The following is a 24,932-nucleotide window of genomic DNA, read 5'->3' on the forward strand; positions in this document are numbered from 1 at the left end:
CTCCTTAGCTTGCCTGCTCCAGAGCAATCGCGTTGCCCAACCAGCGATCCAGATCGTGCCATACGCCGCTATCTGTCAGATTACGCGCCGCCAGCCACTCTTCGTTAAACACCGTGTGCAGGTATTTTTCACCGCCGTCGGCGATCGCCAGCACGACGTTACCGCCGATACGATCCTGATAGATCAGTTCCAGCGCTTTATAGATCACCCCACCCGTCGAGCCGCCGACCAGCAGGCCGTAATGACGTGCGATATAGCGTGCCGTTTCAAATGCCTGCGTATCCGAAACCTGCTCGCCGCAGTCGATGCAGCTGTAATCCAGTACCAGCCCTACGGTATCTCCCGCGGGCGTACCAGTGCCGGACTGATAGTAAGGTTTGCCGGGGTGGCCGAAGACGATAGAGCCCACCGGTTCAACGGCAATGGTCGTAATATCCGGGTTATGGACTTTCAGGCCGTGCGAAATACCGGTCATCGATCCGCCGGTGCCCACGCAGCCGACAAACGCATCGATCTTGCCAATCTGGCTGAACAGCTCACGCACAAAATCAGCGTATCCGCCCGCATTCGCCGCGTTGTCCGACTGGTTCATAAACACCGCGCCGGGTATTTCCTGCGCCAGCTGTGCCGCCATACGCTGGCGTTCCACCACCGCCACTTCATCTTCACCGTAGTCGCCGGAGACATAGCGAATTTCCGCGCCGAGCGCGCGCATGATGGCAATTTTGTCCTGTGCCGCGTGGTGATCGACCACGGCGATAAAGCGCAGGCCGTATTCGATCGACGCCAGCGCCAGCCCGATACCGGTATTCCCCGATGACGACTCGACAATGGTGCCGCCGGGGCGGATTTTGCCTGACTTCAGCCCGGCAACAATCATGTTGCGCGCCATGCGATCCTTCATGCTGCCGCCGGGATTGTTCTTCTCCACTTTTAAAAACAAACGCGTATCCCCATAGGGAACCGGAATTTGTATAACGGGGGTATTACCAATCAAATCAGTTACTTTATTCAGGATCATGGTTCTGCTCCATTCAGTTATCACTGGAAAAAATCAGCTCACCTTTCTTACCTTTGAACGCACACAAGCGCGCAGGCAGCGGATGTCGATGAAACGCGTTCTCCAGCAGGTCCATCTGGTATCCCGCCGTATTCGCGTAAATCAGTAAATCACCTGGCTGCGGCACGGTTCGAAAATGAATCAATCGGTTCGTAATGACATCGTCGTCCAGACAGCTGTGTCCGGCGATCCAGGCCTTGCCCGGCATCGGAGGGGTGTCTTTTTTGACGGAAAAAACATGCAGAGGATCAATCAAAAACTCAGAGTTAAACCAGGTTTCACAGGCGCTGAAACTACTCCCTTCCACAAACACGACGTGGTTGCCATCCGGCTGGCGGCGCGTGCGCGTGACGCGAAACACCGTAATCGCACTTTGGTCAGCCAGACTACGTCCCGGCTCTATCGCCAGAATCAGGCCGTGCTGCTTGAGCACGTCTGCCACGCGTTTCCCCCCGATTGAGGCTGACAGAAATGCCTCAAGATAGTCAGCTGCTGAACGCTCGCCACCATACGGATAAAACGAGGCCGGCACCTGACCGTGGCGGTAGTCTGCCCCACTCTGCTTCGCTAAATAGTCCTGATAGCGTGAAGCCGGAAGATATTGAATCGGCAATCCCCCACCGATATCAATAATGGCGGGCTGTAATCCCTTTGAGCGCGCCCGCTCCAGCAACGGCAGCACCTCAGCCAATGCGGCCACGCGGGTGTCGGGCTCATAGCCGCCCAGATGGAAATGGAAACCCTCCAGATGAAGCGCATTCAGTCTGGTACTCAACGTCTTCAGGCAAATAGCGATCTCATCAGCCAGCATGCCAAACCGGCTGGCCTGAGCGAACGACGGGCGATAGCGCAGCAAAACCCGCACCGGCTCCGTCACACGCAGCAAATCTGCCAGCGCGAGCAACTCGTCGAACTCTTCCGGCGAATCCAGCACGATAAGAGCGCGGTGATAAACCAGCGCCGTCAGAAATTCGCGCGTCTTCGCCGGACCGGTGGCGCACAGCCGCGTGCCGTCACAGCCTGCCCGCAGTGCATCTTTCAGTTCCTGTAAGCTGGAAACATCCACGCCGACGCCCGCGTTAACGGCCGCCTGTACCAGCCCCGGTGATTTGTTCACCTTGGCACCGTAGTACAGACGGCAGTCCACATCATGACGCTGCAACACGGTTCGCAATGCTGCGATATTGTTGGCAACTGTGTGCGGCCAGACAATATTCAGCGGCGACCCATACTGCTCAACCAGCCATGACAACCTTTGCGGCGAGTTGAAAAGAAACTGCTCAATCTCACTATCCAGATAAGGCGTCAGTCTCTCAGGCCAGTGGGCCTGTGCGACAGAGGGGGAAGACACTGCGGCAAAGCTAAACAGGTTGCTCATCGCTATCTCCTTAACGTTCGGTTCCTGAAAAATGCCTATCCTTAGAAATCAACCGCAACGGACAGCATCAGCGTCCGCGGAGTTCCTTGCGATACCGTGCTGAACGATGTCACGCCAGACCAGTAATTGCGGTCAAAGGCGTTGAGTACATCCGCACGGAACGTGGTGGGTGCGTTGTAGATTCGCGTCTTGTAGCGCGCGCCGAAATCAACGGTGGTCCAGGAAGGAATCGACTGGGTATTGATGGTGTTAACGTTCTGCTTCCCGTTATGGACGACGTTGGCATTGAGCGTCAGATCGCGCAGGAACGGCAGGTCATATTCCACCCCGGCGTTAGCCTGAAAACGCGATGTGCCCGGCGCGCGCTTGCCCTGCGCACCCGGCGTCACGCTTTTGGTTAGCTCGGCATCCAGCAGCATCACGCCACCGGTCAGACGCAGATCCTCCAGCGGTGAACCAACCACATCCAGCTCGATACCCCGATTGCGCTGTTCGTTAGCGGTAACGAACTCACTACCTGGGCCATTAACCAGCGCGCCGCTCGGCTTGGTGATCTGGAAGACACTCAGCGTAGAGATCGTCCCCAGCGCGTCCACTTTCACCCCAGCTTCGTACTGTTTGCTCTTATACGGTGACAGCACTTGACCGGCGTTGCTCGCATTCGCAGGCGCAATATCTCCTTTGCTCAGCCCTTCAATATAATTGGCGTAGAGCGAGACGTGCTGCCAGGGTTTCACCACCACACCGACCATCGGCGTGATTGCATTTTTGTCGTAGGACGATGATGGCGCGCTATTACCAGGAACAAAGTTATCCGACTTGATCTGCTGATAACGCAGCCCGCCCGTGACTTGCAGCGCATCGTTCCAGAAGCCGAGCGTATCCGCCAGCGCGATACCTGACAGCGCAGTGGAAGAGCGTTTGCTAATCGTTGCAGGGGCGGGAATGTCAACGGGAGACATATATACGGGGTTGTAGATATTAGTATTGAGGTCTGGACCAATTACACTCGTTGTTGCATGACGATCCCGGTAATAACTTGTTTGGGCTGATAGTTTGTGTGTCACCGAGCCCGTTTCAACGTCAGCTCTAATACCCGTAGCTAAATTATAACGACTAACGGCGGCGCGGTAATTTACGAGATAGGAGGCATTACTACTCGTTCTACTCACATCGCCATTATTGTTGGTTACTTGCGGTACTTGCTCTGATAAACGACTGACATGTGCACCAGAACCGCCCAGATCGCTAAACCAGGTGACGTTATCCGCTAAATCGTATTCGGTATGCAGCAACACCGACTGATCTTTGGAATGCCAGAAGCCCCACGGCTGAGAGATATTGGTGTTGCCATCCGGCGCATCGGGCACGGTCACGCCAGCCGCAAACGAATAGGGTCGCGACGGCGCTCGGGTTTTCAGATGCTGGGTGATGAGATCCAATGTGGCGCGGAAACGTTCTGACGAGAAATCCAGCCCGAGTGAGCCCACCTGCGTGCGTTTGTCGCTACCATCCCATACCGTATCGCCGTAGCCGTAATTGCCGTTAAAACGCACGCCGAGCAGATTGTTATTTTCCAGCGCATAGACGCGGGAAATATCCGCATGCTGGGTGAGTTGGGAATCAGACTGCCAGCTGGTAGTGAGGCGGGTCAAATTGCCGACAGTGGTCGGGCGTTTGGTGACGGCGTTAATCACGCCGCCCACGCTGCTGTTCGGCGACAGCCCATACAGCAGCGCCGACGGCCCTTTCAGCACTTCCACCCGCTCGATGTAGTCAGTCATCAGCTGGTAGTTGGGCGCAACACCGTAGACGCCGTTCATGGCGATGTCGCTCAGGTTTCCTTCATTGAGTGGAAAACCGCGAATGTAGTAGGAATCCAGCAGACCGCCCTGAGAACTGCTCACTCGCACCGATGCGTCGTGCGCAACCACCTGCCCCAGCGTCTGTGCCTGTTTATTTTCAATAAACGATGAGGTCATGTTGCTGACGTTAAACGGCGTATCCATCACGTCCTTTTTGCCCAGCAGCCCGGTGCTGGACGACCGCGCAGACATGCCGCCCGCGACCAGTCCCTGTACGGCATCCGCGTCTTTGGCTTCCACCACGATAGTGGAATCATCGCGCTCGCCCGTTGCAGACTGCGCAGGTATCGCGATGCCGCTTAGCACAGCCGTGACGGCGATGGCCAACGCGGAGGGAATAGGAAAACGAGTCTTCCCGATAGGTGGAGTGAAGTTCTTCCTGGCGTTCATCAACAAAGTTATCCATCTCAAAATGAGGAGTGAAAAAGATGCTCCCGTTTTCAGCCTGTGAGGCGGGAGCATCGCCATACATCACGATCCGATGCGGGTTTCTTCCTCTTCAATGAGGAAGGGATTGCTCAGACCGTGCTGAATCCGATAGTCGCGATATTCCTGGATGTGCATGCGCAGCAGCGAACGCGTATACCAGGGCTGCGTCAAAAACATGTCGCGTTCGGTCTGCCACAGCTCGTCATCAACGCGCGACTTCACGGCGTCAAACGCCGCGGCGGTTTCTTCTTTCATCACCTGCCACAACCGGGCATCGGCAAAGCCGTATTCCGCGCTGAGCGCCAGCGCCAGTTCGTGCAGGTGGCTGACAAAGCAGGCATCGACGACAAACATCCGCACGGGTTCGATGTCGTCTTCAAAGACCGTGGGCAGAATGCCGGGCCAGACGTAGGGTTGCAGATGATGACCGCGCTGACGCAGCAGCGGTGCATAAGTGCGCCCGTCGCCGAAATCACGGATTAATAATCCCTGCGCGACACCTTCCGGTGAAAAGAGGATCTGACTGTTCTGCTGATGCGCTTCCAGCCCGATGCCGTACAGCAGATAGATCGCGATAACAGGCCGGGTTACGGCGCGGACGTATTGGCGGAACCACGCATCAGGGCCAAGCCCGGACAGCGTCACCAGCTCGGTGAACAGCGGCTGGTCGCGGTGAGGCAGTGCCGTAAACAGCGTGGCGACGGTCACGGGCAGCGCGCCGTCAGTGCGTTCATAAATTCGAGCATCGCGGAAAACAACGGAGAGATGTTTGCCCGGCGCGTCATCCTGATGAACTGCGTGCTTGTAGTGGAACGCCGTCTCTTCGCGGAAAAACGCCAGCCGCTGCTCAAACCCGCCTTCCTGCGCCAGAATCGCTTCGATAATGGTGCTGATACGTGGCCCCATGTGGATGGATTTCGCCTGTAGGCTGCGCATTTCGCTAGTCATCCAGATGGCGACGGGGAGTTTGATGAAAGGGGAAGAAGGCGGTTCAACGGGCAAAACGGTACGGAACGACATACCCGGTAGCGTGATGAGATCGGGGCCGTCGGTAAGCAGAATCCCTTCGGCGATCTCATCCGCATAGTGGGATTTCACCCAGTTTTCCAGATGCCAACTGTGGATGGGCAGCGGGAGCCACTGCGTCTCATCCAGCCCTTGTTGATTCAGGCGCTGCTTCCAGTCCTGCCAGAGCGCGGGGAATGCCTGAGCAAACCACGAATGAAAATCATCGACGTGCGGCATGGATTCCACATACGCCATATCGCGGCGCAACGCGGTAATACGCAGCGGCACGCGGGCGTTAAATTCGGGTGACAGCTGCTGGACGTCTTCGTCACTCAGTCCGGGGCGGGATTTCCAGGTCGGGTAGTAAGGGTGGCCTTCCAGCGATCCCCACTGATCGAGAAACATGGCGGCATCGCGAATGCTGAGCTGCCGACGCAGCCACGGCGTGAAAGCGTTCTGCCCGTCCTGCTGCATGGCATCGGCCACCTCAGCACGCCACTGGCAACGATAGCGCCGGGCGTTGGTATCATTACGAATGCTGTTACCGACGTCTTTTTTCAGGCCACTGATGCCGCTCTCGTCAGGATGAAAATCGAAATTGTCGCGAAGTAAATCAATCAATCGCTCGTGGCTGGTAACGGGAAAAGACGCTCCATCTGAATGAATGAGATAAATATTTCCATTATTAATATAGGTGTTTGCCGGTGCTGGCGAAATATCATCAAATTTCAATATACCTTTGCCACCCTGCAAAGCCAGCGTTGCTGCCCTGGAATTACCCTCAATAAATATCAGGTTATTTTTATTCAAAATTCCTTCTGCGAAAAAGCAGCGAATCAATCGCCTTAACGCATTTTTATTTGAGTAATCAGAGAGAAAATCATCTACATCCTGATGTATATCCCTGTGTTTAATTTCGTCAGCCTTGATATTCATAACCACTCCTCATACCGATAAAACCAGTAAAAACCGATTGCAGTAACGTATAAAAGGGTGTCGTTAAATCTCGGGTTAACACGTTCCGAAATTTAATAAAAATGTCGTGATAGATGGATTGAAAAATAATGAACGGAAAGCTAGCATATTAACCACTGTAATGTAAATAGCTATCATTCTTATTCGCAATTAATGAGTTAAATTTTAATAAAACTGCATTTAATCAATTAATTAACAGAAGGAGAGCAGCATGGAACACGCTAAAACCTATCTCTTTGTGCCTGGTAATGCGCCCCACCGCTTTCAACAAGCCGTCTGCTGCGGTGCCGATGCCGTGATATTTGATTTAGAAGATGCTGTTCATCCTGATGAAAAAAACCAGGCTAGAGAAAATATTATCCAATGGGATAAAAACGATACTCCCGTCTCTGAAATAAATTGCAAAAGATATATACGTTTAAACAAATTTGGTTCAGTGGAGTTCAGTGAAGATATCGAGTTTCTGAATAGGCTAAATAATAAAGAAAAATTAAGAAATAACGCCCCACCCAAACATAAAACAGCCAAATGGGAAATTGTTTTACCTAAAATAGAATCCGCAGAAATGCTGCATGATGCGCGGGAAATGATAAATCGTAATAGATCGGAAGCGGTTCATATTATTGCGATAATTGAAACCGCGCAGGGGTTGCATCATGCAGAAGAGATTTGTGCAGCAGGGGTAGAAAGAGTCGCATTTGGCTCATTGGATTTCTCACTCGATATTCATTGCGATCAATCCTTGTATGCCTTGCTGTATGCCAGAAGCCGCATTGTATTAGCCTCCAGACTGGCCGACTTGCCACCACCGATAGATTGCGTCAATCCTGACTTCACGCATCACGATCGGGTGTTAGCTGACGCATTACATGCACGCTCGCTCGGCTTCTCAGCCAAACTCTGTATTCATCCCTCGCAGATCGATGCCGTTCAGCAGGCATTCGCTACGGATCGCAGCAAAATAGACTGGGCAAAGCAGGTTCTGAAAGCAGCCGAACACAGCTACGCTTTCCAGATAAACGGTGAGATGGTGGATTTACCCGTCATTGAGCAGGCCAGACAGCTATTGCGGGCGCAAAATGTAGATGACTAAACCTCTTGCGCCAATAGGACACGAAGGGGGATACGCTCGCCCGGCTTGCTGTGTGCTTCCCCCGCGTGCCGCTGCCGGGCCGCTTATGACTGAACGTACTCAATCGAATTAACAAACCACTCGCGCGGGCCGTCTGGCGTGTTCACGGTGAACTCCTCATCAACCGCTTTTTTCAGCATGGCGCGCGCCATCGGGGAATCGATCGAAATATAGTCTTTATTGTCGCCGTAGATCTCGTCCGGGCCGACAATCCGAAAACGCTTCACCTCACCTTGTTCATTCTCGATCTCTACCCAGGCGCCAAAGAATACGCTGCCATCCTGCTGCGGCGAATAATCAACGATTTTCAATTCCGTCAGGCATTTTCTGAGGTAGCGCACACGCCTGTCGATCTGGCGCAATAAACGCTTGTTATAGGTGTAATCCGCATTTTCTGAACGATCCCCCAGGCTCGCAGCCCAGGAGACAATTTTCGTAATTTCCGGGCGCTTTACATTCCAGAGATGGTCATGCTCTGCCCGCAGTTTGTCATACCCCTCGCGGGTAATCAGATTGGTTTTCAAGTCATTAACCCCGTTAGGCTCTTAGTGCGTAAGCTGTCCGGCGTACCTTCAAAAATAAAAGGGTTGAAAAACATCCGGCCCCAAAACAGCTTACGATCCACTTCGCTCAATGCGACTTCATCGCAGATGCTTTCCCAGCATACACGCACCGTTTCTATCTGATGCATGATGATCTCAATAGCTTCAGCTTCGCTCAGCAGAAATTTAGGTGCAGCCGCCAGACAGACAGCGAAATTGCTCATCCTGTTTTCACCCGTGATCAACATTGCCTGCGTCGCCTCATTGCCCGCCCGATTCTGCGGGCAAATATCATAGGCTGGAGTCAGCTTTAGTGTTCGGCCATCCCAGAATGCCGCGTGGTTTCGGGCATGATCGTCGGTGTTTCCGCAGATGATGTTGAAGACCAGACGGCCAAACAGCTCACGCAGCGTCGCTTTCGGTTCGTCGAAACGTTGCCGGATGATGTCCGAGAATTCTTCGTAGCTCGCATATCTCGCCATCATTTCATCAAGGCCGAAAAGCGTCAGTGCAGAGACCATTAGCCTGCGTTTCCAGCCACCTTCTGTTTTCATACGGTCAAAACGTTCTATCAGAATAACGTCCTTCCCCGCCGTCTGGCGAAAGTGCACCGGAGCCACATTTAAACCAATACTCGCAGCCAGCCGCATAGCAATGTATTCAGCTTTAACGACGTTATAGGTATCCGTCGAGGACGAAAATTTTGCGATGAACTTATGGTTCTCATCTTCGATCATCGCTTTCGGCCGAGCCCCCCCCAACGAACTCCCATGGAAAAGTGCTTGATCAAGCTCAGGCGTCAACAAGACACCGTTTTCCACCATAGTGGCCGCAATCATCAACTCTTCAAGAGAAGCATTTTGAGCTGAACGTGGGACATACTCTGTCGGCGACGCCTGAAAATCGAGCCCGCCAATTCTGTTTGAACCGGACTCAAGCAAATATGTCAATTCATCCAGCGTACTGCTATCTGCTCCCCTGCCTCTGACACCCATAAGTCGATTAAGGATGACCCTGCGTCCCCATGCGTCAGGCGCGGCATCGCGTAATGCACTCGCCTGCCATAGGCCCGCCGCTGGCGGTATAGCACCACGCATTAACGGCAGTTCAGGTTCATAGATAGGGATCGCGTCTTTTCGCTCCAAATAGTTACGACCATAATTGAAAATGAGTCGGTCGCCGTCCCGGCTCAATAAACCGGCCACAACAGGCTTCGTCGCATCAGGCAACCAGATCCATACATAGGCTTTGTCGACAGCGTTATCAGAAGTCATCATTCACGACCTTTTTAGAATGATGTACAGCGCGCGGCAGAAGAGAAAGTGTTTTCTCCGTGTTGGCAATATGAAGTGCCATTGCGGATTGGTCTGCGGTAAAAAGAGGGACACCAACAAGGGTAGCCAGCTCAAAAACCGCGCCAATTGAACATCCCATATCTCCTTCCTCTGCGCGATAGACTAAGCCCCGTGATACACCTGCCCGTTCAGCTAATTCTTCCACTGTCATATTACGTTCGATCCTCGCGCTGCGAAGCATCAACCCGAGTAAACGAGCTGCGTCACGGCTGTAGCGAGAATATGTTCGAGCAGAAGGTTTCGCCATCGCTATATTCCTGTTCCATTAATGGGGCATACCCCATACTTAACACCTATTTATAGAACATGATGCGTCTGCAATGAAGGAAATACAAGATTTTCGTTCTATTAATAGGTCATATTGGCAAGCTATGCCTCATTAATGAAACACGGAAAACAACTCTGCATTGAATAACAGCGGCAACAGATCTGTCCTAGCGAGCTTTTTCCACAGCTAATCAGCATGCTGGGTTGGTAATAGCCCGAAAAAATCACACGTTCATTACCCCGATTTACAATTTTGGCTAAAAATCTGTCAACAGACATAAATATGTCATTTCTATCCCGTACTTTTAGCCACGGAGAGCTACGGAGAACGATTTATGTTTAGCTTAGACGCCATTCTGCAAGATCTTGCCCCGCATCGCCATACGCCACCCTGGCAGAAAACGGTTTTACGTTCTCTGCTATTTGAAAATGAAATGCAGCAATTTGCGCGGCGTTACCCGCATTTGAAAGGCTTGGATCTGGTCGAACAGATTCTTGACTACTTCAACTTCAATTGTGAAATGGTCGAAGGGGATTTAGAAAATATCCCCAGCCAGGGGCCGGTGGTGCTGGTTGCCAACCACCCCATTGGCTCACTGGACGGTCTGGCGCTACTACGTACCGTCGCCAGCGTCAGGCCCGATGTCCGCATCGTCGCCAGCCAGCTACTCTCTTATGTCGCCCCGCTCAAAAATCTGTTTTTTTCCGTCGATAACTTCAATAACCGCACCAAACGCCAGCAAATCAGCGCCATCCAGCAGCATCTGGAAGGTGACGGCGCGATCATCGTCTTCCCAGCGGGTGAAGTTTCACGCGCCAGCCTGCAAGGTATTCGTGATGGTCACTGGCACAACGGCTTTATCCGCATGGCGAGCAAAGCCCGCGCGCCCGTGGTACCGATTCATATCGGCGGACGCAACAGCGCGCTGTTTTATCTCTCCTCCCTGGTTTATCGCCCGCTATCCACCCTCTTGCTAGTGAGAGAAATGTTTGGGCAGCGTGACCAAACCCTCAAGTTACGCATCGGTGCCAGAATTCCCTATACGTCCTGGAGTCAGGGCGAGTGGAACGCTAACGATCTGGCGGCCCGTTTCCGTCGTCACGTTTATCGTCTGGGACAAGGAAAGCCCGGCTGTTTTACCGGTGAAAAACCCATTGCGCTGGCCGAAGACCGCGTGCTGCTGAAGCGCGCGCTGTCAGAGTGTGAAACGCTGGGCACCACGCCGGATGGCAAAATTGTCTATCTCTACCGTCGCGGTGAGGAAGATTACGTGCCGCTATTGCGCGAACTCGGACGCCTGCGTGAAATCGCCTTCCGAGCCGTGGGCGAAGGCTCAGGGCAACGCCGCGATCTGGACAGCTACGACGATGACTACCTGCACCTGATCCTGTGGGACGATCGCGAACTGGAGATTGTCGGTGCCTATCGCTTTGTCTCGACGGCCAGTTTGATCGCAGAAAAAGGGAAAAGCGGCCTCTACAGCCACAGTCTGTTCCAGTACGGCGACGAAATGGATCCGATACTGGCATCAGGCATTGAGCTGGGGCGCAGTTTCATTCAGCCCAAATATTGGGGTAAACGTGGGCTGGATTATCTCTGGCTGGGCATTGGTGCCTATCTGGCGCGCTATCCAGAACATCGCTATCTGTTCGGCCCAGTGTCGCTGTCCGGCGCGTTGCCGCCGCATGCACGCGATTTGCTGGTTGCGTTTTATCGCCTGCACTTCACGCCCGATCAACCGCTGGCTACGTCGCGTCGCCCTTATCCGGCCTCGCTGCCTGATGTTCTGAAACAGTTTGAAGGAACGGACTACCAGCAGGATCTCACGCGATTGAAAAGCATGCTCAGCAACATGGGTTGCGCGATCCCCACGCTCTACAAGCAGTATTCGGAGCTGTGTGAGCCAGGTGGCGTGCGGTTTATCGACTTCGGCATCGACCCTGATTTCAATAACTGCATTGATGGTCTGGTGCTTGTCGATCTGCAACAGCTGAAAGAATCACGCTATCAACGCTATATCGCCCCTTTTATACCCTAAATAATTCGAGTTTCAGGAAGGCGGCAAGTGAAGGAATCCCGATGAGCTTACTCAGGTAAGTGATTCGGGTGAGTGAGCGAAGCCAACGCACATGCAACTTGAAGTATGACGGGTATATCAGCGACAGCGCTTCTTGATTGACCAGTGCGTTAGCCTCTAAAGGGGCTCTCGCACCACCCGCATTACCCCACGCCATAAACCTCGTATTTTGTCTCTCAGATCACACATTTCATATGAAATCCCGCTTACCGTAATTTACGTGATCAACAGAACGCTTTTCTTGCCGATATTAAAGATATTCTTATCGATATGTTTTTAAGCGCGGGAGTTACCGATGTATCCCGAAAATGCAAAAAATAGCTATAATGCCTTGTCATTACTTGCATCGATTACGATAGCAAGCCCCCTCCGTTATGCCTTCATAGCATGTCAAAAAATTAAGGATGTTTATGAATATGCTGAACAGAATCAAACTCAGCAAGATGCTGGGTATGGGATTTTCTCTGGTTATCATCATCAGCCTGATGGTGGCATTCTTCGGACGACTCCAACTGGTTGGGCTGGGTAACGATATCAACCGACTTTCCGGCACTACGCTAGCGAATATGCTATTGATTCAGGAAGTGAAAGCCGGTTTTGACGCCAATGCTCGCCTGATCCGCAACATTGCAATCAGCACCGACCCTGAGCAAATCAGGCAGGAAAAACAGTTCGTTGATGAGCAAATCGCCCGCAACACCGCCAATCTGAAAAAGCTGGGGCAACAGCTGGATACCGAAGGCACCAGCGCGCTGCTGAAACAGTTTCAGGATACCCGTCCGCCGTACCTCGCGGCTTTTTTGAAAGCGATGGATCTGGTGCAGTCGACTGATCCACAGAAGCGCCAACAGGGCAACGAGATTATCCTCACGGAGATGCAGACGGCACAAAACGCGCTGTTCAAAGTGCTGGACGCGATGATGGCCTCACAGCAGCAGGATACTAACGAGATCGTCAGCGGGGCACAGCAGGATGCACAGTCCGGCAGCGTGATTATGCTGATTCTCGCCCTTGCCGCCGCCGCGATGGCCGCGGTCGTGGCTTGGCTGATTACCCGCACGTTGAAAAACCAGTTGGGTGGTGAACCGCTCTATGCCACCCACGTTGCCCGTCAGGTGGCCGATGGCGATCTGGCCGTTGATATCCACATCAATCCGGACGACCACAGCAGCCTGTTAGCCACCATGCGTCATATGAGCAATAACTTGGGTGACATCGTCGAACAGGTACGGGAGAGCAGTGAAGCTATTGCGTCTGGCTCCAGCCAAATCGCCGCCGGCAGTGAAAACCTGAGCCAGCGTACAGAAGAACAGGCAGCCAGCCTACAGCAGACCGCAGCGTCGATGGAACAGATGAGTCAGGCGATTCGTCAGAATGCGCATACCGTGCGTAGTGTCACTCAGCTTGCCAGCCAGGCCAGCGAAACGGCGACCAAGGGCGGCGAGGCCATCGGCGACATGGTGACGACCATGAAAGAGATCTCCGACAGCTCACATAAAATCCGCGATATCATCAGCGTCATTGATGGCATTGCCTTCCAGACCAACATTCTGGCGCTGAATGCGGCGGTCGAAGCCGCACGCGCGGGTGAACAAGGTCGCGGCTTCGCCGTGGTAGCGGGAGAGGTGCGTTCACTGGCTCAGCGTTCCGCCTCCGCCGCTAAAGAGATCGCGGCGCTGATTAACACTAGCGTCGAAAAAGTCGAAGCGGGGAACCGTCTGGTCGAAGACACCGGCAGCACCATTGATGAACTGGTGCGTCAGGCACGCAGCGTGGCAGAGTTAATCAGCGAGATCGGGACAACCACGCAGGAACAGGAATCCGGTATTTCGCAAATTCATGACGCGGTGAACCAGCTCGATCAGGTTACCCAGCAGAACGCGACGCTGGTGGAAGAGTCCGCCAATGCGGCAACCAGCCTGCGCGAGCAATCATCCCACTTGGTTACGCTCATGAACCATTTCCACCTGCGCGGCACGCCGGCAGTCCGTCCGGCACCGATAGAGAAGAAAGCGCAACCGACTCGTTTAGCCCTCGCGCCAGTCGGCAACACACAGGATAACTGGGAAAAATTCTAGGCTTATCCCTGTCAGCTATCACCATGATGCCACAACGTAGGCATCATGGTGATCGTCACATCATTGCTCTAATTGGAAGATTTTTGGCAATATTAGTCTTTTTTGGAGACATTAGTCTTTTTTAGAAACATAGTCACGGCGCGGCTGCCCAGTATAAATTTGGCGCGGACGGTAGATGCTGATTTCATCCTGCTTGTGCATCTCATCCCAATGTGCAATCCAGCCGATCGTTCTGCCGACGGTGGAAATCACCGTAAACATGGACGGCGGTAGCCCCATCGCTTTTAGAATGACCGACGTATAGAAATCGACACTCGGATAAAGCCTATTCTCCAGAAAATACGCATCGGTCATGGCGATATGCTCCAGCTCCATCGCCACCTGCAACAGACTGTCTTCCGTACCCAGTTCATTGAGCACTTCGTAACAGGTTTTACGCAGAATCGCCGCGCGGGGATCAAAATGCTGGTAGATCGAGTTACCGAATCCCATCAGGCGGAATGAATCGCAGCGGTCTTTCGCACGTCGTACAAATTCAGGGACGCGATCGACCGTTTTGATCTCTTCCAGCATGCGCATACAGGCTTCGTTCGCCCCACCGTGCAACGGCCCCCACATCGATGCCAGCCCAGCAGCAATGCAGGCAAACGGGTTCGCGCCGGAAGACCCCGACGCTCTGACCGCCATCGTAGACGGGCACTGACCATGATCGGCATGCAGAATCAGGATGCGGTTCATCGCCCGTTCCAGCACCGGATTGACTTCATATTTTTCCGCCGGAATTGAAAACAGCATGTGCAGGAAGTTGCCGGTATAGGAGAGTGAATTGCGGGGATACACGGACGGCTGTTCGATGGAATACTTGTAGCACATCGCCGCCAGCGTCGGCATTTTCGACAGTAGCCGCACGGCCGCCAGCTCGCGATGCTCCGCATTATGGATATCCAATACATCGTGATAGAACGCAGCCAGCGCACCCACCACCGCGCACATCAGCGCCATCGGGTGGGAATCGCGACGAAAGCCGCTGAACATCCGGGTAATTTGCTCATGAACCAGCGTATGGCGGGTAATGTTGTCGGCAAATTTCGCATACGCCTCTGCCGAAGGCGCTTCGCCATGCAGCAGGATGTAACAGACTTCGGTAAAGTCGCACTGCTCAGCAAGCTGTTCGACAGGGAAGCCCCGATGCAGCAGCACGCTATTCACCGCATCAATATAGGTAATCGCCGACTCACATCCTGCCGTATTGGCAAAACCGGGATCATAGCTACACAGCCCATTTTCACCAAGCGGGCGAATATCCACCGCCGCTTTCCCCAGTACGCCGGAACGCATGTCCAGCGTGATACTCTCCTGCCCTTCTGTCGTCAACGTGGACGTTCTGACTGTCATGAACTTTTCTCCTGCCCGAATAATGATGTTGTTCTCGTTCGCTCTCACGGGCTTCTGGATAGGTCATTCCGTGCTACACACCCTGATTAACGCGACGTTCAATACAAAACGGCATTCAATTCACCGTGAAACAAGCCAACGTATGTCATACGCTAAAATTGTGCATGGGTTGCAAGAATCTGACGGAATATTGATTTAGGTAAATTTTGTTGTACTGAACAACGCGAGATCATCCGCGTTTTCCAGACGGCAGCGGCTGGCATTTTGCACGCTCAATCCGTATAACTGTCCTCACTTATTTAATTCACTTGATGACGACTGATATCAGACCCATGAATGATTCATTAAGCCACATCATCGCCAGCGAATTGCAGGCGCGTACGGAGCAGGTGGACGCGGCAGTCCGCCTGCTGGACGAAGGAAATACCGTCCCTTTTATCGCCCGTTACCGCAAAGAAGTGACTGGCGGGCTGGATGACACCCAACTGCGCCAGCTCGAAACGCGCCTCAGCTACCTGCGAGAACTGGAAGATCGGCGCCAGACTATTCTGAAATCCATCGATGAGCAGGGGAAGTTAACGCCACAGCTCGCCAGCGCCATTAACGGCACGCTGAGCAAAACCGAGCTGGAAGATCTCTACCTGCCGTATAAACCGAAGCGCCGCACGCGCGGCCAAATCGCGATTGAAGCCGGTCTGGAACCGTTGGCCGACGGCCTGTGGCAAGACCCAAGCCAGGATCCGGAGCTGACGGCACAGGCTTATGTCGATGCCGAGAAAGGCGTAGCGGATGTGAAAGCCGCGCTGGACGGCGCACGTTACATCCTGATGGAACGCTTTGCCGAAGACGCCACCCTGCTGGCAAAAGTGCGTAACTACCTGTGGAAAAACGCGCATCTGGTTTCCCGTGTCGTGGAAGGGAAAGAAGAAGAAGGCGCGAAGTTCCGCGACTATTTCGATCATCACGAACCGATTGCTCAGGTGCCTTCACACCGCGCACTGGCGATGTTCCGTGGTCGTAACGAAGGTGTACTGCAACTGGCGCTGAACGCCGACCCGCAGCATGAAGAAGCGCCGCGTGAGAGCTACTGCGAACAGATTATTATCGACCACCTGAACCTGCGTTTGGGGAATGCGGCAGCGGACAGTTGGCGACGTGCCGTGATTAGCTGGACGTGGCGTATTAAAGTGCTGCTGCACCTTGAAACCGAACTGATGGGCAGCGTGCGTGAAAAAGCCGAAGATGAAGCGATTAACGTCTTCGCCCGCAACATGCACGACCTGCTGATGGCCGCTCCGGCGGGCATGCGTGCCACGATGGGTCTCGATCCCGGCCTGCGTACTGGCGTAAAAGTCGCGGTGGTGGATGCCACCGGCAAGCTGGTCGCGACCGACACCATTTATCCGCACACGGGTCAGGCAGCTAAAGCGGCTACGGCTGTGGCCGCGCTATGCCTCAAACATCAGGTTGAGCTGGTGGCGATTGGCAACGGCACCGCCTCACGTGAAACCGAGCGTTTCTTCCTCGACACACAGAAGCAATTCCCGGATATCAAGGCGCAGAAAGTGATCGTCAGCGAAGCAGGCGCGTCGGTGTATTCCGCGTCCGAACTGGCCGCACAAGAATTCCCCGATTTGGATGTGTCGCTGCGCGGTGCGGTATCCATCGCCCGTCGTTTGCAGGATCCGCTGGCAGAGCTGGTGAAGATCGACCCGAAATCCATCGGCGTTGGCCAGTATCAGCATGATGTAAGCCAGAGCCTGCTGGCGAAGAAACTGGATGCAGTGGTCGAAGACTGCGTAAACGCCGTCGGCGTTGACCTGAACACCGCGTCCGTGGCGCTGCTGACGCGGGTTGCAGGGCTGACACGCATGATGGCGCAAAATATTGTGACCTGGCGTGATGAAAATGGCCGCTTCCATAATCGCGAGCAATTGCTGAAAGTCAGCCGTCTGGGGCCAAAAGCCTTTGAACAGTGTGCAGGTTTCCTGCGCATCAACCACGGCGATAACCCGCTGGATGCCTCTACCGTTCACCCAGAAGCGTATCCGGTCGTAGAACGCATTCTGGCCGCGACGGAACAGGCGTTGCAGGCGCTGATGGGGAACCCAAACGCACTGCGTAATCTGAAACCGTCGGACTTCACCGATGCGCGTTTCGGTGTACCGACAGTGACCGACATCATCAAAGAGCTGGAGAAACCGGGTCGCGATCCGCGCCCTGAGTTCAAAACCGCCAGCTTCGCCGACGGCGTAGAAACCTTAAACGATCTGCTGCCGGGCATGATTCTGGAAGGCTCAGTCACCAACGTCACCAACTTTGGCGCGTTTGTGGATATCGGCGTCCATCAGGACGGTTTGGTCCACATTTCATCATTGGCCGATCATTTCGTCGACGATCCGCATAAGGTCGTAAAAGCGGGCGATATCGTGAAAGTGAAAGTGATGGAAGTGGATCTGCAACGTAAGCGCATCGCGCTAACCATGCGTCTGGACGAGCAGCCGGGTGAGACGGCATCACGCCGTGGCGGCGGCAATGCACGTGGCGATAGCAATACTTCATCGCGTCAGCCAGCCGGTAAATCACGTCCTCGCCCCGCTAACGCTCCTGTCACTGGCAACAGCGCGATGGGTGATGCGCTGGCTGCCGCCTTTAAAAAGCGCTAATCACCTCATGCCGATCGTTTAAGCATCGAGATACACGGGGTGACCACAGGGGTGAGGTCTCCTGCGGGAACCTCCCCTGTGTTTCCCCTAATAACGGGCTTAAGTGACCAATATTCACTAATAACCGTTCTACTATTAGCCAGACCTTATTTTCATAAGGTCTGGCATCTTTCTCTTTCCCGCCCAAATATCGCCATTTTGTTTCCCTAATAAAACTACGTTTTAATTATATTGAAATATTCAACCATTTCGAGATTATTTTGTGATCTGTATCTAGGTAAATAAATTACCGTTGCGTTATTATTGTTCTATATAGGAAACCATAGTTTTATATATAGAACAACCATGAATATATTCCAACAGCTCGAACACAGTAAAGCGCCAGCAGCCGTCCGTTTGGTGATGATTATTGACTACATCGCTAAGCATGATGAAGCCAGCTTTACTGAGATTTGCACAGATTTGTCTATCCCCAAAAGCAGCGTGCACCATCTATTAGAGGTGCTGGTTGTCACGCAATTGCTGCGCCAACGCGCAGACGGACGTTATGTTTTGGGATTAAGGCTATTCGAGCTGGGCGGTCTGGTCATAAAGAATATCGATCTGCGTAAAGACACCATTAACTTTATGCATGAGTTGGTCAAAGAAACGGAATTGACCTGCCATCTCGGCATTCTGGACGGCGATAACGGTTTCTTTCTGAGTAAAGTGGAATCTCCCAAGGCTATTGTAAAAACATCCTGGGAAGGGAAGAAAATTGTTTTTAACCGTATGTCTCTGGGAAAAGTGTTATTAGCCTGGCTGCCACAGGAAAGAATTGACGCCTTGATTGCTGATTGTACTTTTGAATATTTAACACCCCGAACCATTACCAAAAAAGAAGATTTCCTCGAGCACCTGAAAACCGTCAAGGAACAAGGCTGGGCAATCGACGACGGCGAAGATATCGAAGAGATCTGCTGCATGGCCGCGCCGATTTTTAACCAAAACGGTGAGGTCATCGCCGCCATCGGTGTTAACGGTATGCAATCACAATATGCGAATGGAAAAAAAGAGAAGCATCTGGCAAGCCTGATTAAAACCAGCAAAGCGATTACCGCGCATATTAACAGTAGGAATATTGATATCAGATAAAACATTCATCGTCGCTTTTCATAATTAAAAACTCTGGCTTATTAAAACAATCCAGAAATAATGACACGCAAAAAGCGTGACGGACACGCATGACATAATTACCTGTAAATGCTAATACGCATTACGGGAAGGCCATTTATACCTGAAAAATGGCTAAAACCATAAAAATCAAGATAACGAAGAGTATTCATTATCAATTTAGTAATAAGGGTAACCATCTTCACTATTTAATGAAATCGGGTAATAACCGCTTAGGTTTTATTTACCTCTATTTATTATTTTATATCAATCATCTCTCTGCTTTCACTGAAAGCGGGCTGAATATCTTTTTATTTTTAAATGAGGTCTGTTATGAAAATCAAACAAGCTATTGATAAAATCCCAGGGGGATTAATGCTGGTGCCGCTCTTTTTGGGCGCGATCTGTAATACCTTTACGCCAGGGGCGGGGAAATATTTAGGGTCTTTCAGCAACGGCCTGATTACTGGCACGATTCCTATTTTGGCGGTCTGGTTTTTCTGCATGGGCGCGTCCATTGAACTTAAAGCGACGGGAACGATGTTGAAAAAATCAGGCGTTCTGGTGATAACCAAACTCGCCACCGCCTGGGTGGTCGCGCTGATTGCAGGTACATTCTTGCCGGGAGACGGTATCCAAAACGGTATGCTGGCTGGAATTTCCGTACTGGCTCTGGTCGCGGCAATGGACATGACAAACGGCGGTTTGTACGCGGCATTGATGAACCAATACGGCTCGAAAGAAGAGGCAGGCGCGTTTGTGCTGATGTCTCTGGAATCCGGCCCGTTAATGACTATGGTTATTCTGGGAGCCAGCGGTATCGCGACCTTTGAACCTCAGCTATTTGTCGGTGCCGTCCTGCCTTTCCTGATTGGCTTTACACTGGGTAACCTCGACCCGGACCTGAGAAAACTGTTCGGTAATTCCGTACAAACGCTGATTCCTTTCTTCGCCTTTGCGTTGGGCAACACGATTAATTTAGCGGTGATCCTCCAAACGGGCTTCGCAGGAATCTTCCTCGGCGTATTGGTCATTGTTGTTACCGGTATTCCGTTGATTCTGGCGGATAAATTTATCGGCGGCGGTAATGGCACCGCAGGTGTAGCGGCATCCAGCAGCGCAGGCGCTGCCGTCGCCACACCGCTGCTCATCGCCAATATGGCGCCAGAATTCGCGCCGGTCGCTCAACAAGCGACAGCGCTCGTCGCCACCAGTGTGATCGTGACATCAGTATTGGTGCCCATCATCACGGCATTATGGGCAAAACGCTTTTCACCTAAACACGCATAAAAAGGTAACAAAATGGACGTACGACAAAGTGTACACAGTGAACACGCGAAAACGCTTGATACCACTGAGCTGAGAAAGAAATTTCTGATTGAGCAGATATTTACGCCAAATCAGTACACCATGACTTACAGCCATATCGACCGTATTGTGGTGGGCGGAATTATGCCCGTGGATGGCGAGATCACGTTTGACGACGGTATCGGCAAACAGTTTGGCGTGAGCTATTTTCTCGAGCGGCGCGAGCTGGGGCTGATTAATATCGGCGGCCCAGCCAACATTGTTATCGACGGCACAAGCTATCAGGTTGGCAATGAAGAAGCGCTCTATGTTGGAAAAGGTGCCAAAGCCTTAGCATTCAGCAGCCTGGACAAAGCCAGGCCAGCCAAACTGTATTATAACAGCGCCCCAGCGCATGCCGTTTACCCGACACGCATCATCACGCAGGATGACGCGATCAAAGCCCCGCTGGGCGATGTGAAAACCTGCAACAAGCGGACGATTTGCAAATACCTGGTGCCGGAAGTGCTGGACACCTGCCAGTTGAGCATGGGATTAACGCGTCTAGCGGAAGGCAGCAACTGGAACTCCATGCCGACACATACCCATGAACGCAGAATGGAAGTGTACTTCTATTTTGATATGGCGGAAGACACCATTATCTTCCACATGATGGGTGAACCGCATGAAACACGCCATCTGGTGATGCATAACGAGCAGGCGGTGATCTCCCCCAGTTGGTCGATTCACACCGGCGTCGGTACGAAAAACTACGCCTTCATCTGGGGTATGATCGGCGAAAACCTGACGTTTGACGATATGGACCATATCGCGATGTTGGATTTACGCTAATCCGCCAGCGGTTACCGCGATCGTAAAATACAGCAGGGTGAGCCTCGTTCACCCTGTTTTAATACCGCGTCAGTAGGACGTTTCATGACGTCATTCCGGGTTATCAACACCCGTCGCCCCTCTCCCCCCTTCACTGCCGCTGCGCTCACCATTGCGGTGCAATTTAGCCGCCAACGCCCCACGCGGTGCACCAAACCAAAGACTCTCCGTGATTAATTAGCAGGGTAATAGATGAATACGCATTGGTATAGAAGTTGCTTTGTTCTTATTTTCCCATACCAAAAACAAGGATCTGCGAATGCAACTCTCATCTATCGCCCGCACCATCACCGCCGCCTGTCTGATGCTGTCGTCTCATGCGCTATTGGCCGATGACGTCAAACCTGGCGTCACGATATACGCGACAGGGGGGACCATCGCCGGAAAGGCAGAATCCAATACGGCTACGACAGGCTATCAGGCTGGCGCGATCGGCATTCAGGAGTTGCTGAACGCCGTGCCGGCTATTGGCGATGTCGCGACGGTGACAGGCGAACAGATCGCCAACACCGCCAGCGGCAATATCGACCAGGCCATTTTGTTGAAGCTATCCAAAGCAATTAACAAACAGTTAGGTGATGCCAATACGCATGGCGTCGTCATCACTCACGGCACCGACACGTTGGAAGAAACGGCATTCTTTTTGGATCTGACGGTAAAAAGCGAGAAACCAGTGGTTATCGTCGGTGCAATGCGCCCTGCCACCGCCATCAGCGCGGACGGCTCCATGAACCTGCTGGAAGCGGTCACGCTGGCGTCGAGCAAGAACGCAGAAAAACGCGGCGCGATGGTGCTGCTGAACGATCGCATCGGCTCCGCCTTCTACACCACCAAAACCAATGCCACCTCGTTGGACACGTTCAAAGCCAATGAACAAGGCTATCTGGGCGCATTCTACGGCGGCGTACCGCGCTTCTTCTACCAGCCAGCCGCCCCCGAGAACAAGCCATTCTTTGACGTAAGTAATAAGGAAGCGCTGGCGAAGGTCGACATTCTGTACAGCTATCAGGATCAAGACAGCGGCCTGCTGAATGCCGCGATTGAACAGGGCGCAAAAGGCATCATTATCGCGGGTAGCGGTAACGGCTCTACGCCAACGCGTATCAAAGAAGACATCAAGAAAGCCGTCGCGAAAGGCATTCCCGTGGTGATCAGCACCCGTACTGGCAACGGCTATGTGACCGATAAGAAGAAAGACGGCGCTATCGGCAGTGGATTCTACAACCCGCAGAAAGCACGCATTCTGCTTTCACTGGCACTGTCTAACGGCGACGACATCGAGAAAATCCGCAGCTATTTCGAGCAGTAATCGCAGGGTTAGGCGGTAGTAATAAAGTATCCCGCAGTGTGAATCTGTCGGGATACCTTTTTAAAACAACGAATTATTTTCACGATGGCCGCGTTAGTAATCCAGTTCTACCGGTACGGGGTAATCCTGCAATTTGGCCGCCCCGCCTAACGTCTCACGAATCGTGGCAGAATAGCGCGTGGTTTCCATTCCACCGACAAGATTATCCAGCTCGCTAAAGGCAAAGCGTAATGAACGGTTATGCGCCCAACGTTCCAACGGTGCCAGATGATAGGTGAAATACACCACCGTCAGTTCCTGATTCACACGATCGATTTTCTCAATACGGCTCACCTGCATACGCCCGTAGCACAGGTCACCGTTCTGATGCCAATTCTTCTCACCGACAGGCGATAACCGATAGACCTTGCCTGTACCTTCCGGCGTCGCGTGTGCCAACCCCGCGTCCACCAGCGCGTGTAAACGTCCACGGTTCCAGGGCGCATCCCCTTTAGGGCTATGAACCGGCCACTGTTTCTCACCTAAACACAGCGGTGGCTCAGCATCAAAAAATTCCTGTATGCGTTGCAGGTAGTCCTGCTCACTGTGCTGCGCCCATGCTGAGGAGGATGCCAATAACCCCAATGCCATCAATACCGATATTTTCATTTTGTCAGCATTGCCTCATCCACTTCCTTGTAGGCCTCATCAGCTGATTGATAAGACTGCTGCGTGACGACCCGCTTACGCACCGACCATTCATAGAGCGGCACACCGGGATCATCCTGTGAAGATTTAAAATCATGAATCGTTAGCATGACTTTTGTGAAATCAAAGATGTTCTCACCCTGCTTACTGGCCGTGACCAAAAAATAACGCTTTCCCGACAAAAACAAGCGATTATCTTGCACGAGGAAATCCGCCGTAGCGGACAAACGATAATCAAACCAAGTAAAGGTGTCACTGTTAGCGACGGGCATGATGCTATGCCCGCCATCTGGACGTTGGACAAAAAACGTCATACCAAGATTAGGGTGGGATGTATTGTTATCAAACTGGGCAACGACAACATAGTCTTCCCCGTCGTCCTGATTGAGATCGAGGCGGTTGATGCCGTCTTTCAATGTCACAGGAGAGAATGCGGCAGCCGCGCCACTGATAGCACAAAACAGCAGCCCCCCAACAAATTTATTTTGCATCCAGCGTCCTTACTAAGCGAAAACCAATATCTGGCATGAAAAAGCCGGGCGTATGCAGATCGCAACTTGCCAGGCTGTGCGTCAATTCCAGATAACTTCCGCCGCAAAAGTAATACATCGTTTTGCCGCCCTCCACCGCATAAGACGCATTCAACCATTCGGCCACATTACCGCTCATGTCGTAAAGCCCCAGCGCGTTGGGGCGTTTCGATGCCACAGGCACCGTACCAAACGAGGATGAATCAGCGGGAAATTGCCCCACACGCTCCGGCTGTTCACTGCCAGCATAGCGCTGCCCGTACGTCCCTTGCGCCAGTCCTTTGCTACCCCCTCTGGCCGCAATTTGCCATTCCGCCAGCGTTGGCAAACGGTAGCCCGAAGCCTGTGGGTTCTCATGTATCACTTTTTCACTGCTATCATCCGGCGCGCGTTTTAACGTTTCGCCGTCTGCTGTCAGATAGTAAGGTGGCAGTCGTTTCTGTTCACTCAGTGCATTAGCGAAAATCAGCGCATCCCACCACGACACATTGGTGACAGGGTGAAGTCCACCGTCCTGTTCAGGCGGCAGGCAATCTTCAAAGCTAGCACCATTACAACCACCACTTAACTGGTAACCGTGCGCGTCAGCCCACACCAGCAAAGCATGGTATTGCTGATAGGTGATTTCCGTTTTCGTCATGGCAAAAGAAGCGACTGAGGTGTTGGCATGGGCGGCATAATCTTCCACACCGAAGACCGTTCCGACATAGAAATGGCCTCCGTTGACGACAACTTCCTCCATGCCTTTGGGCTTCACATCGGTAACAGGAAGAGACGCGCTACGAGCGGTGGTAAACGCTAACCCTAAACACAAACCTAAAAAGATAAAACGGTTCTTAAACATAACC

Annotated in this window: 19 protein-coding genes; 8 read left to right on the forward strand and 11 right to left on the reverse strand. The window is 52.7% G+C overall.

Annotated features, from left to right (window positions below):
- Nucleotides 1-4 precede the first annotated feature (4 nt).
- The 4 genes from H0247_RS15110 to H0247_RS15125 all read right to left on the reverse strand — a co-directional run bounded on the left by H0247_RS15110 (nt 5) and on the right by H0247_RS15125 (nt 6,676).
- Entirely contained in the window at nt 5-1,021 is a 1,017-nt protein-coding gene (locus H0247_RS15110; protein WP_180743274.1) for a PLP-dependent cysteine synthase family protein, read from the reverse strand.
- A 13-nt stretch (nt 1,022-1,034) separates the two neighbouring features.
- Entirely contained in the window at nt 1,035-2,438 is a 1,404-nt protein-coding gene (locus H0247_RS15115; protein ID WP_180743275.1) for a Y4yA family PLP-dependent enzyme, read from the reverse strand.
- Nucleotides 2,439-2,479: 41 nt separating this feature from the next.
- Nucleotides 2,480-4,693 (reverse strand): TonB-dependent siderophore receptor, encoded by a 2,214-nt coding sequence (locus H0247_RS15120; RefSeq protein ID WP_180743276.1) that lies wholly within the window; start codon nt 4,691-4,693, stop codon nt 2,480-2,482.
- 81 nt (nt 4,694-4,774) lie between these two features.
- Nucleotides 4,775-6,676, reverse strand: a complete 1,902-nt coding sequence (locus H0247_RS15125; protein ID WP_180743277.1) for an IucA/IucC family siderophore biosynthesis protein — start codon at nt 6,674-6,676, stop codon at nt 4,775-4,777.
- Nucleotides 6,677-6,926: 250 nt separating this feature from the next.
- Here H0247_RS15125 and H0247_RS15130 point away from each other — a divergent pair, with 250 nt between their 5' ends.
- Nucleotides 6,927-7,808: a CoA ester lyase gene (locus H0247_RS15130; protein ID WP_180743278.1), complete on the forward strand. Its 882-nt coding sequence runs from the start codon at nt 6,927-6,929 to the stop codon at nt 7,806-7,808.
- A gap of 83 nt (nt 7,809-7,891) precedes the next feature.
- On the opposite strand, the gene greB is transcribed toward H0247_RS15130, so the two are convergent.
- From greB to H0247_RS15145, 3 genes are read right to left on the reverse strand one after another with little or no spacing between them, the layout of a single operon-like run.
- A complete protein-coding gene (greB, locus tag H0247_RS15135) occupies nt 7,892-8,371 on the reverse strand; it encodes a transcription elongation factor GreB (protein ID WP_180743279.1) in 480 nt (159 codons plus the stop codon).
- Nucleotides 8,368-9,663, reverse strand: coding sequence for a type II toxin-antitoxin system HipA family toxin (locus tag H0247_RS15140; RefSeq protein ID WP_180743321.1), 1,296 nt, complete (start codon nt 9,661-9,663; stop codon nt 8,368-8,370). The genes greB and H0247_RS15140 overlap by 4 nt, the downstream gene beginning before the upstream one ends.
- Complete coding sequence (locus H0247_RS15145; RefSeq protein ID WP_180743280.1) at nt 9,653-9,991, reverse strand: helix-turn-helix transcriptional regulator; 339 nt, start codon at nt 9,989-9,991, stop codon at nt 9,653-9,655. The genes H0247_RS15140 and H0247_RS15145 overlap by 11 nt, the downstream gene beginning before the upstream one ends.
- Nucleotides 9,992-10,346: 355 nt before the next feature.
- Here H0247_RS15145 and H0247_RS15150 point away from each other — a divergent pair, with 355 nt between their 5' ends.
- Nucleotides 10,347-12,050 (forward strand): lysophospholipid acyltransferase family protein, encoded by a 1,704-nt coding sequence (locus H0247_RS15150; RefSeq protein ID WP_180743281.1) that lies wholly within the window; start codon nt 10,347-10,349, stop codon nt 12,048-12,050.
- Nucleotides 12,051-12,499: 449 nt separating this feature from the next.
- Nucleotides 12,500-14,167 carry a methyl-accepting chemotaxis protein gene (locus H0247_RS15155; protein ID WP_180743282.1) on the forward strand — a complete coding sequence of 556 codons (1,668 nt, stop codon included), beginning with the start codon at nt 12,500-12,502 and terminating at the stop codon, nt 14,165-14,167.
- A gap of 111 nt (nt 14,168-14,278) precedes the next feature.
- Here H0247_RS15155 and H0247_RS15160 read toward each other — a convergent pair whose 3' ends face one another.
- Nucleotides 14,279-15,562, reverse strand: a complete 1,284-nt coding sequence (locus tag H0247_RS15160) for a citrate synthase (protein WP_180743283.1) — start codon at nt 15,560-15,562, stop codon at nt 14,279-14,281.
- 332 nt (nt 15,563-15,894) lie between these two features.
- Here H0247_RS15160 and H0247_RS15165 point away from each other — a divergent pair, with 332 nt between their 5' ends.
- The 5 genes from H0247_RS15165 to H0247_RS15185 all read left to right on the forward strand — a co-directional run bounded on the left by H0247_RS15165 (nt 15,895) and on the right by H0247_RS15185 (nt 22,867).
- Nucleotides 15,895-18,228, forward strand: a complete 2,334-nt coding sequence (locus H0247_RS15165) for a Tex family protein (protein WP_180743284.1) — start codon at nt 15,895-15,897, stop codon at nt 18,226-18,228.
- Between the two features lie 345 nt (nt 18,229-18,573).
- Entirely contained in the window at nt 18,574-19,362 is a 789-nt protein-coding gene (locus H0247_RS15170; protein ID WP_180743285.1) for an IclR family transcriptional regulator, read from the forward strand.
- A gap of 351 nt (nt 19,363-19,713) precedes the next feature.
- Nucleotides 19,714-20,670, forward strand: coding sequence for a 2-keto-3-deoxygluconate transporter (gene kdgT / locus H0247_RS15175; RefSeq protein ID WP_180743286.1), 957 nt, complete (start codon nt 19,714-19,716; stop codon nt 20,668-20,670).
- 12 nt (nt 20,671-20,682) lie between these two features.
- The gene (gene kduI / locus H0247_RS15180) at nt 20,683-21,519 is read left to right on the forward strand and encodes a 5-dehydro-4-deoxy-D-glucuronate isomerase (RefSeq protein ID WP_180743287.1); all 837 of its coding nucleotides are present in this window, start codon (nt 20,683-20,685) and stop codon (nt 21,517-21,519) included.
- A 298-nt stretch (nt 21,520-21,817) separates the two neighbouring features.
- Complete coding sequence (locus H0247_RS15185; RefSeq protein ID WP_180743288.1) at nt 21,818-22,867, forward strand: asparaginase; 1,050 nt, start codon at nt 21,818-21,820, stop codon at nt 22,865-22,867.
- Nucleotides 22,868-22,960: 93 nt separating this feature from the next.
- Here the strand turns inward: H0247_RS15185 and H0247_RS15190 are convergent, their stop codons facing one another.
- From H0247_RS15190 to H0247_RS15200, 3 genes are read right to left on the reverse strand one after another with little or no spacing between them, the layout of a single operon-like run.
- Nucleotides 22,961-23,515 carry a carbapenem biosynthesis protein CpmH gene (locus H0247_RS15190; protein WP_180743289.1) on the reverse strand — a complete coding sequence of 185 codons (555 nt, stop codon included), beginning with the start codon at nt 23,513-23,515 and terminating at the stop codon, nt 22,961-22,963.
- Nucleotides 23,512-24,045, reverse strand: coding sequence for a CpmJ protein (locus tag H0247_RS15195; protein WP_180743290.1), 534 nt, complete (start codon nt 24,043-24,045; stop codon nt 23,512-23,514). Before H0247_RS15195 ends, H0247_RS15190 begins: the two co-directional genes overlap by 4 nt.
- Nucleotides 24,035-24,928: an SUMF1/EgtB/PvdO family nonheme iron enzyme gene (locus tag H0247_RS15200; RefSeq protein ID WP_180743291.1), complete on the reverse strand. Its 894-nt coding sequence runs from the start codon at nt 24,926-24,928 to the stop codon at nt 24,035-24,037. Before H0247_RS15200 ends, H0247_RS15195 begins: the two co-directional genes overlap by 11 nt.
- Nucleotides 24,929-24,932 lie beyond the last annotated feature (4 nt).

Origin of the sequence: Pectobacterium sp. CFBP8739, assembly GCF_013449375.1 — a bacterium.
Taxonomy (GTDB): Bacteria; Pseudomonadota; Gammaproteobacteria; order Enterobacterales; family Enterobacteriaceae; genus Pectobacterium.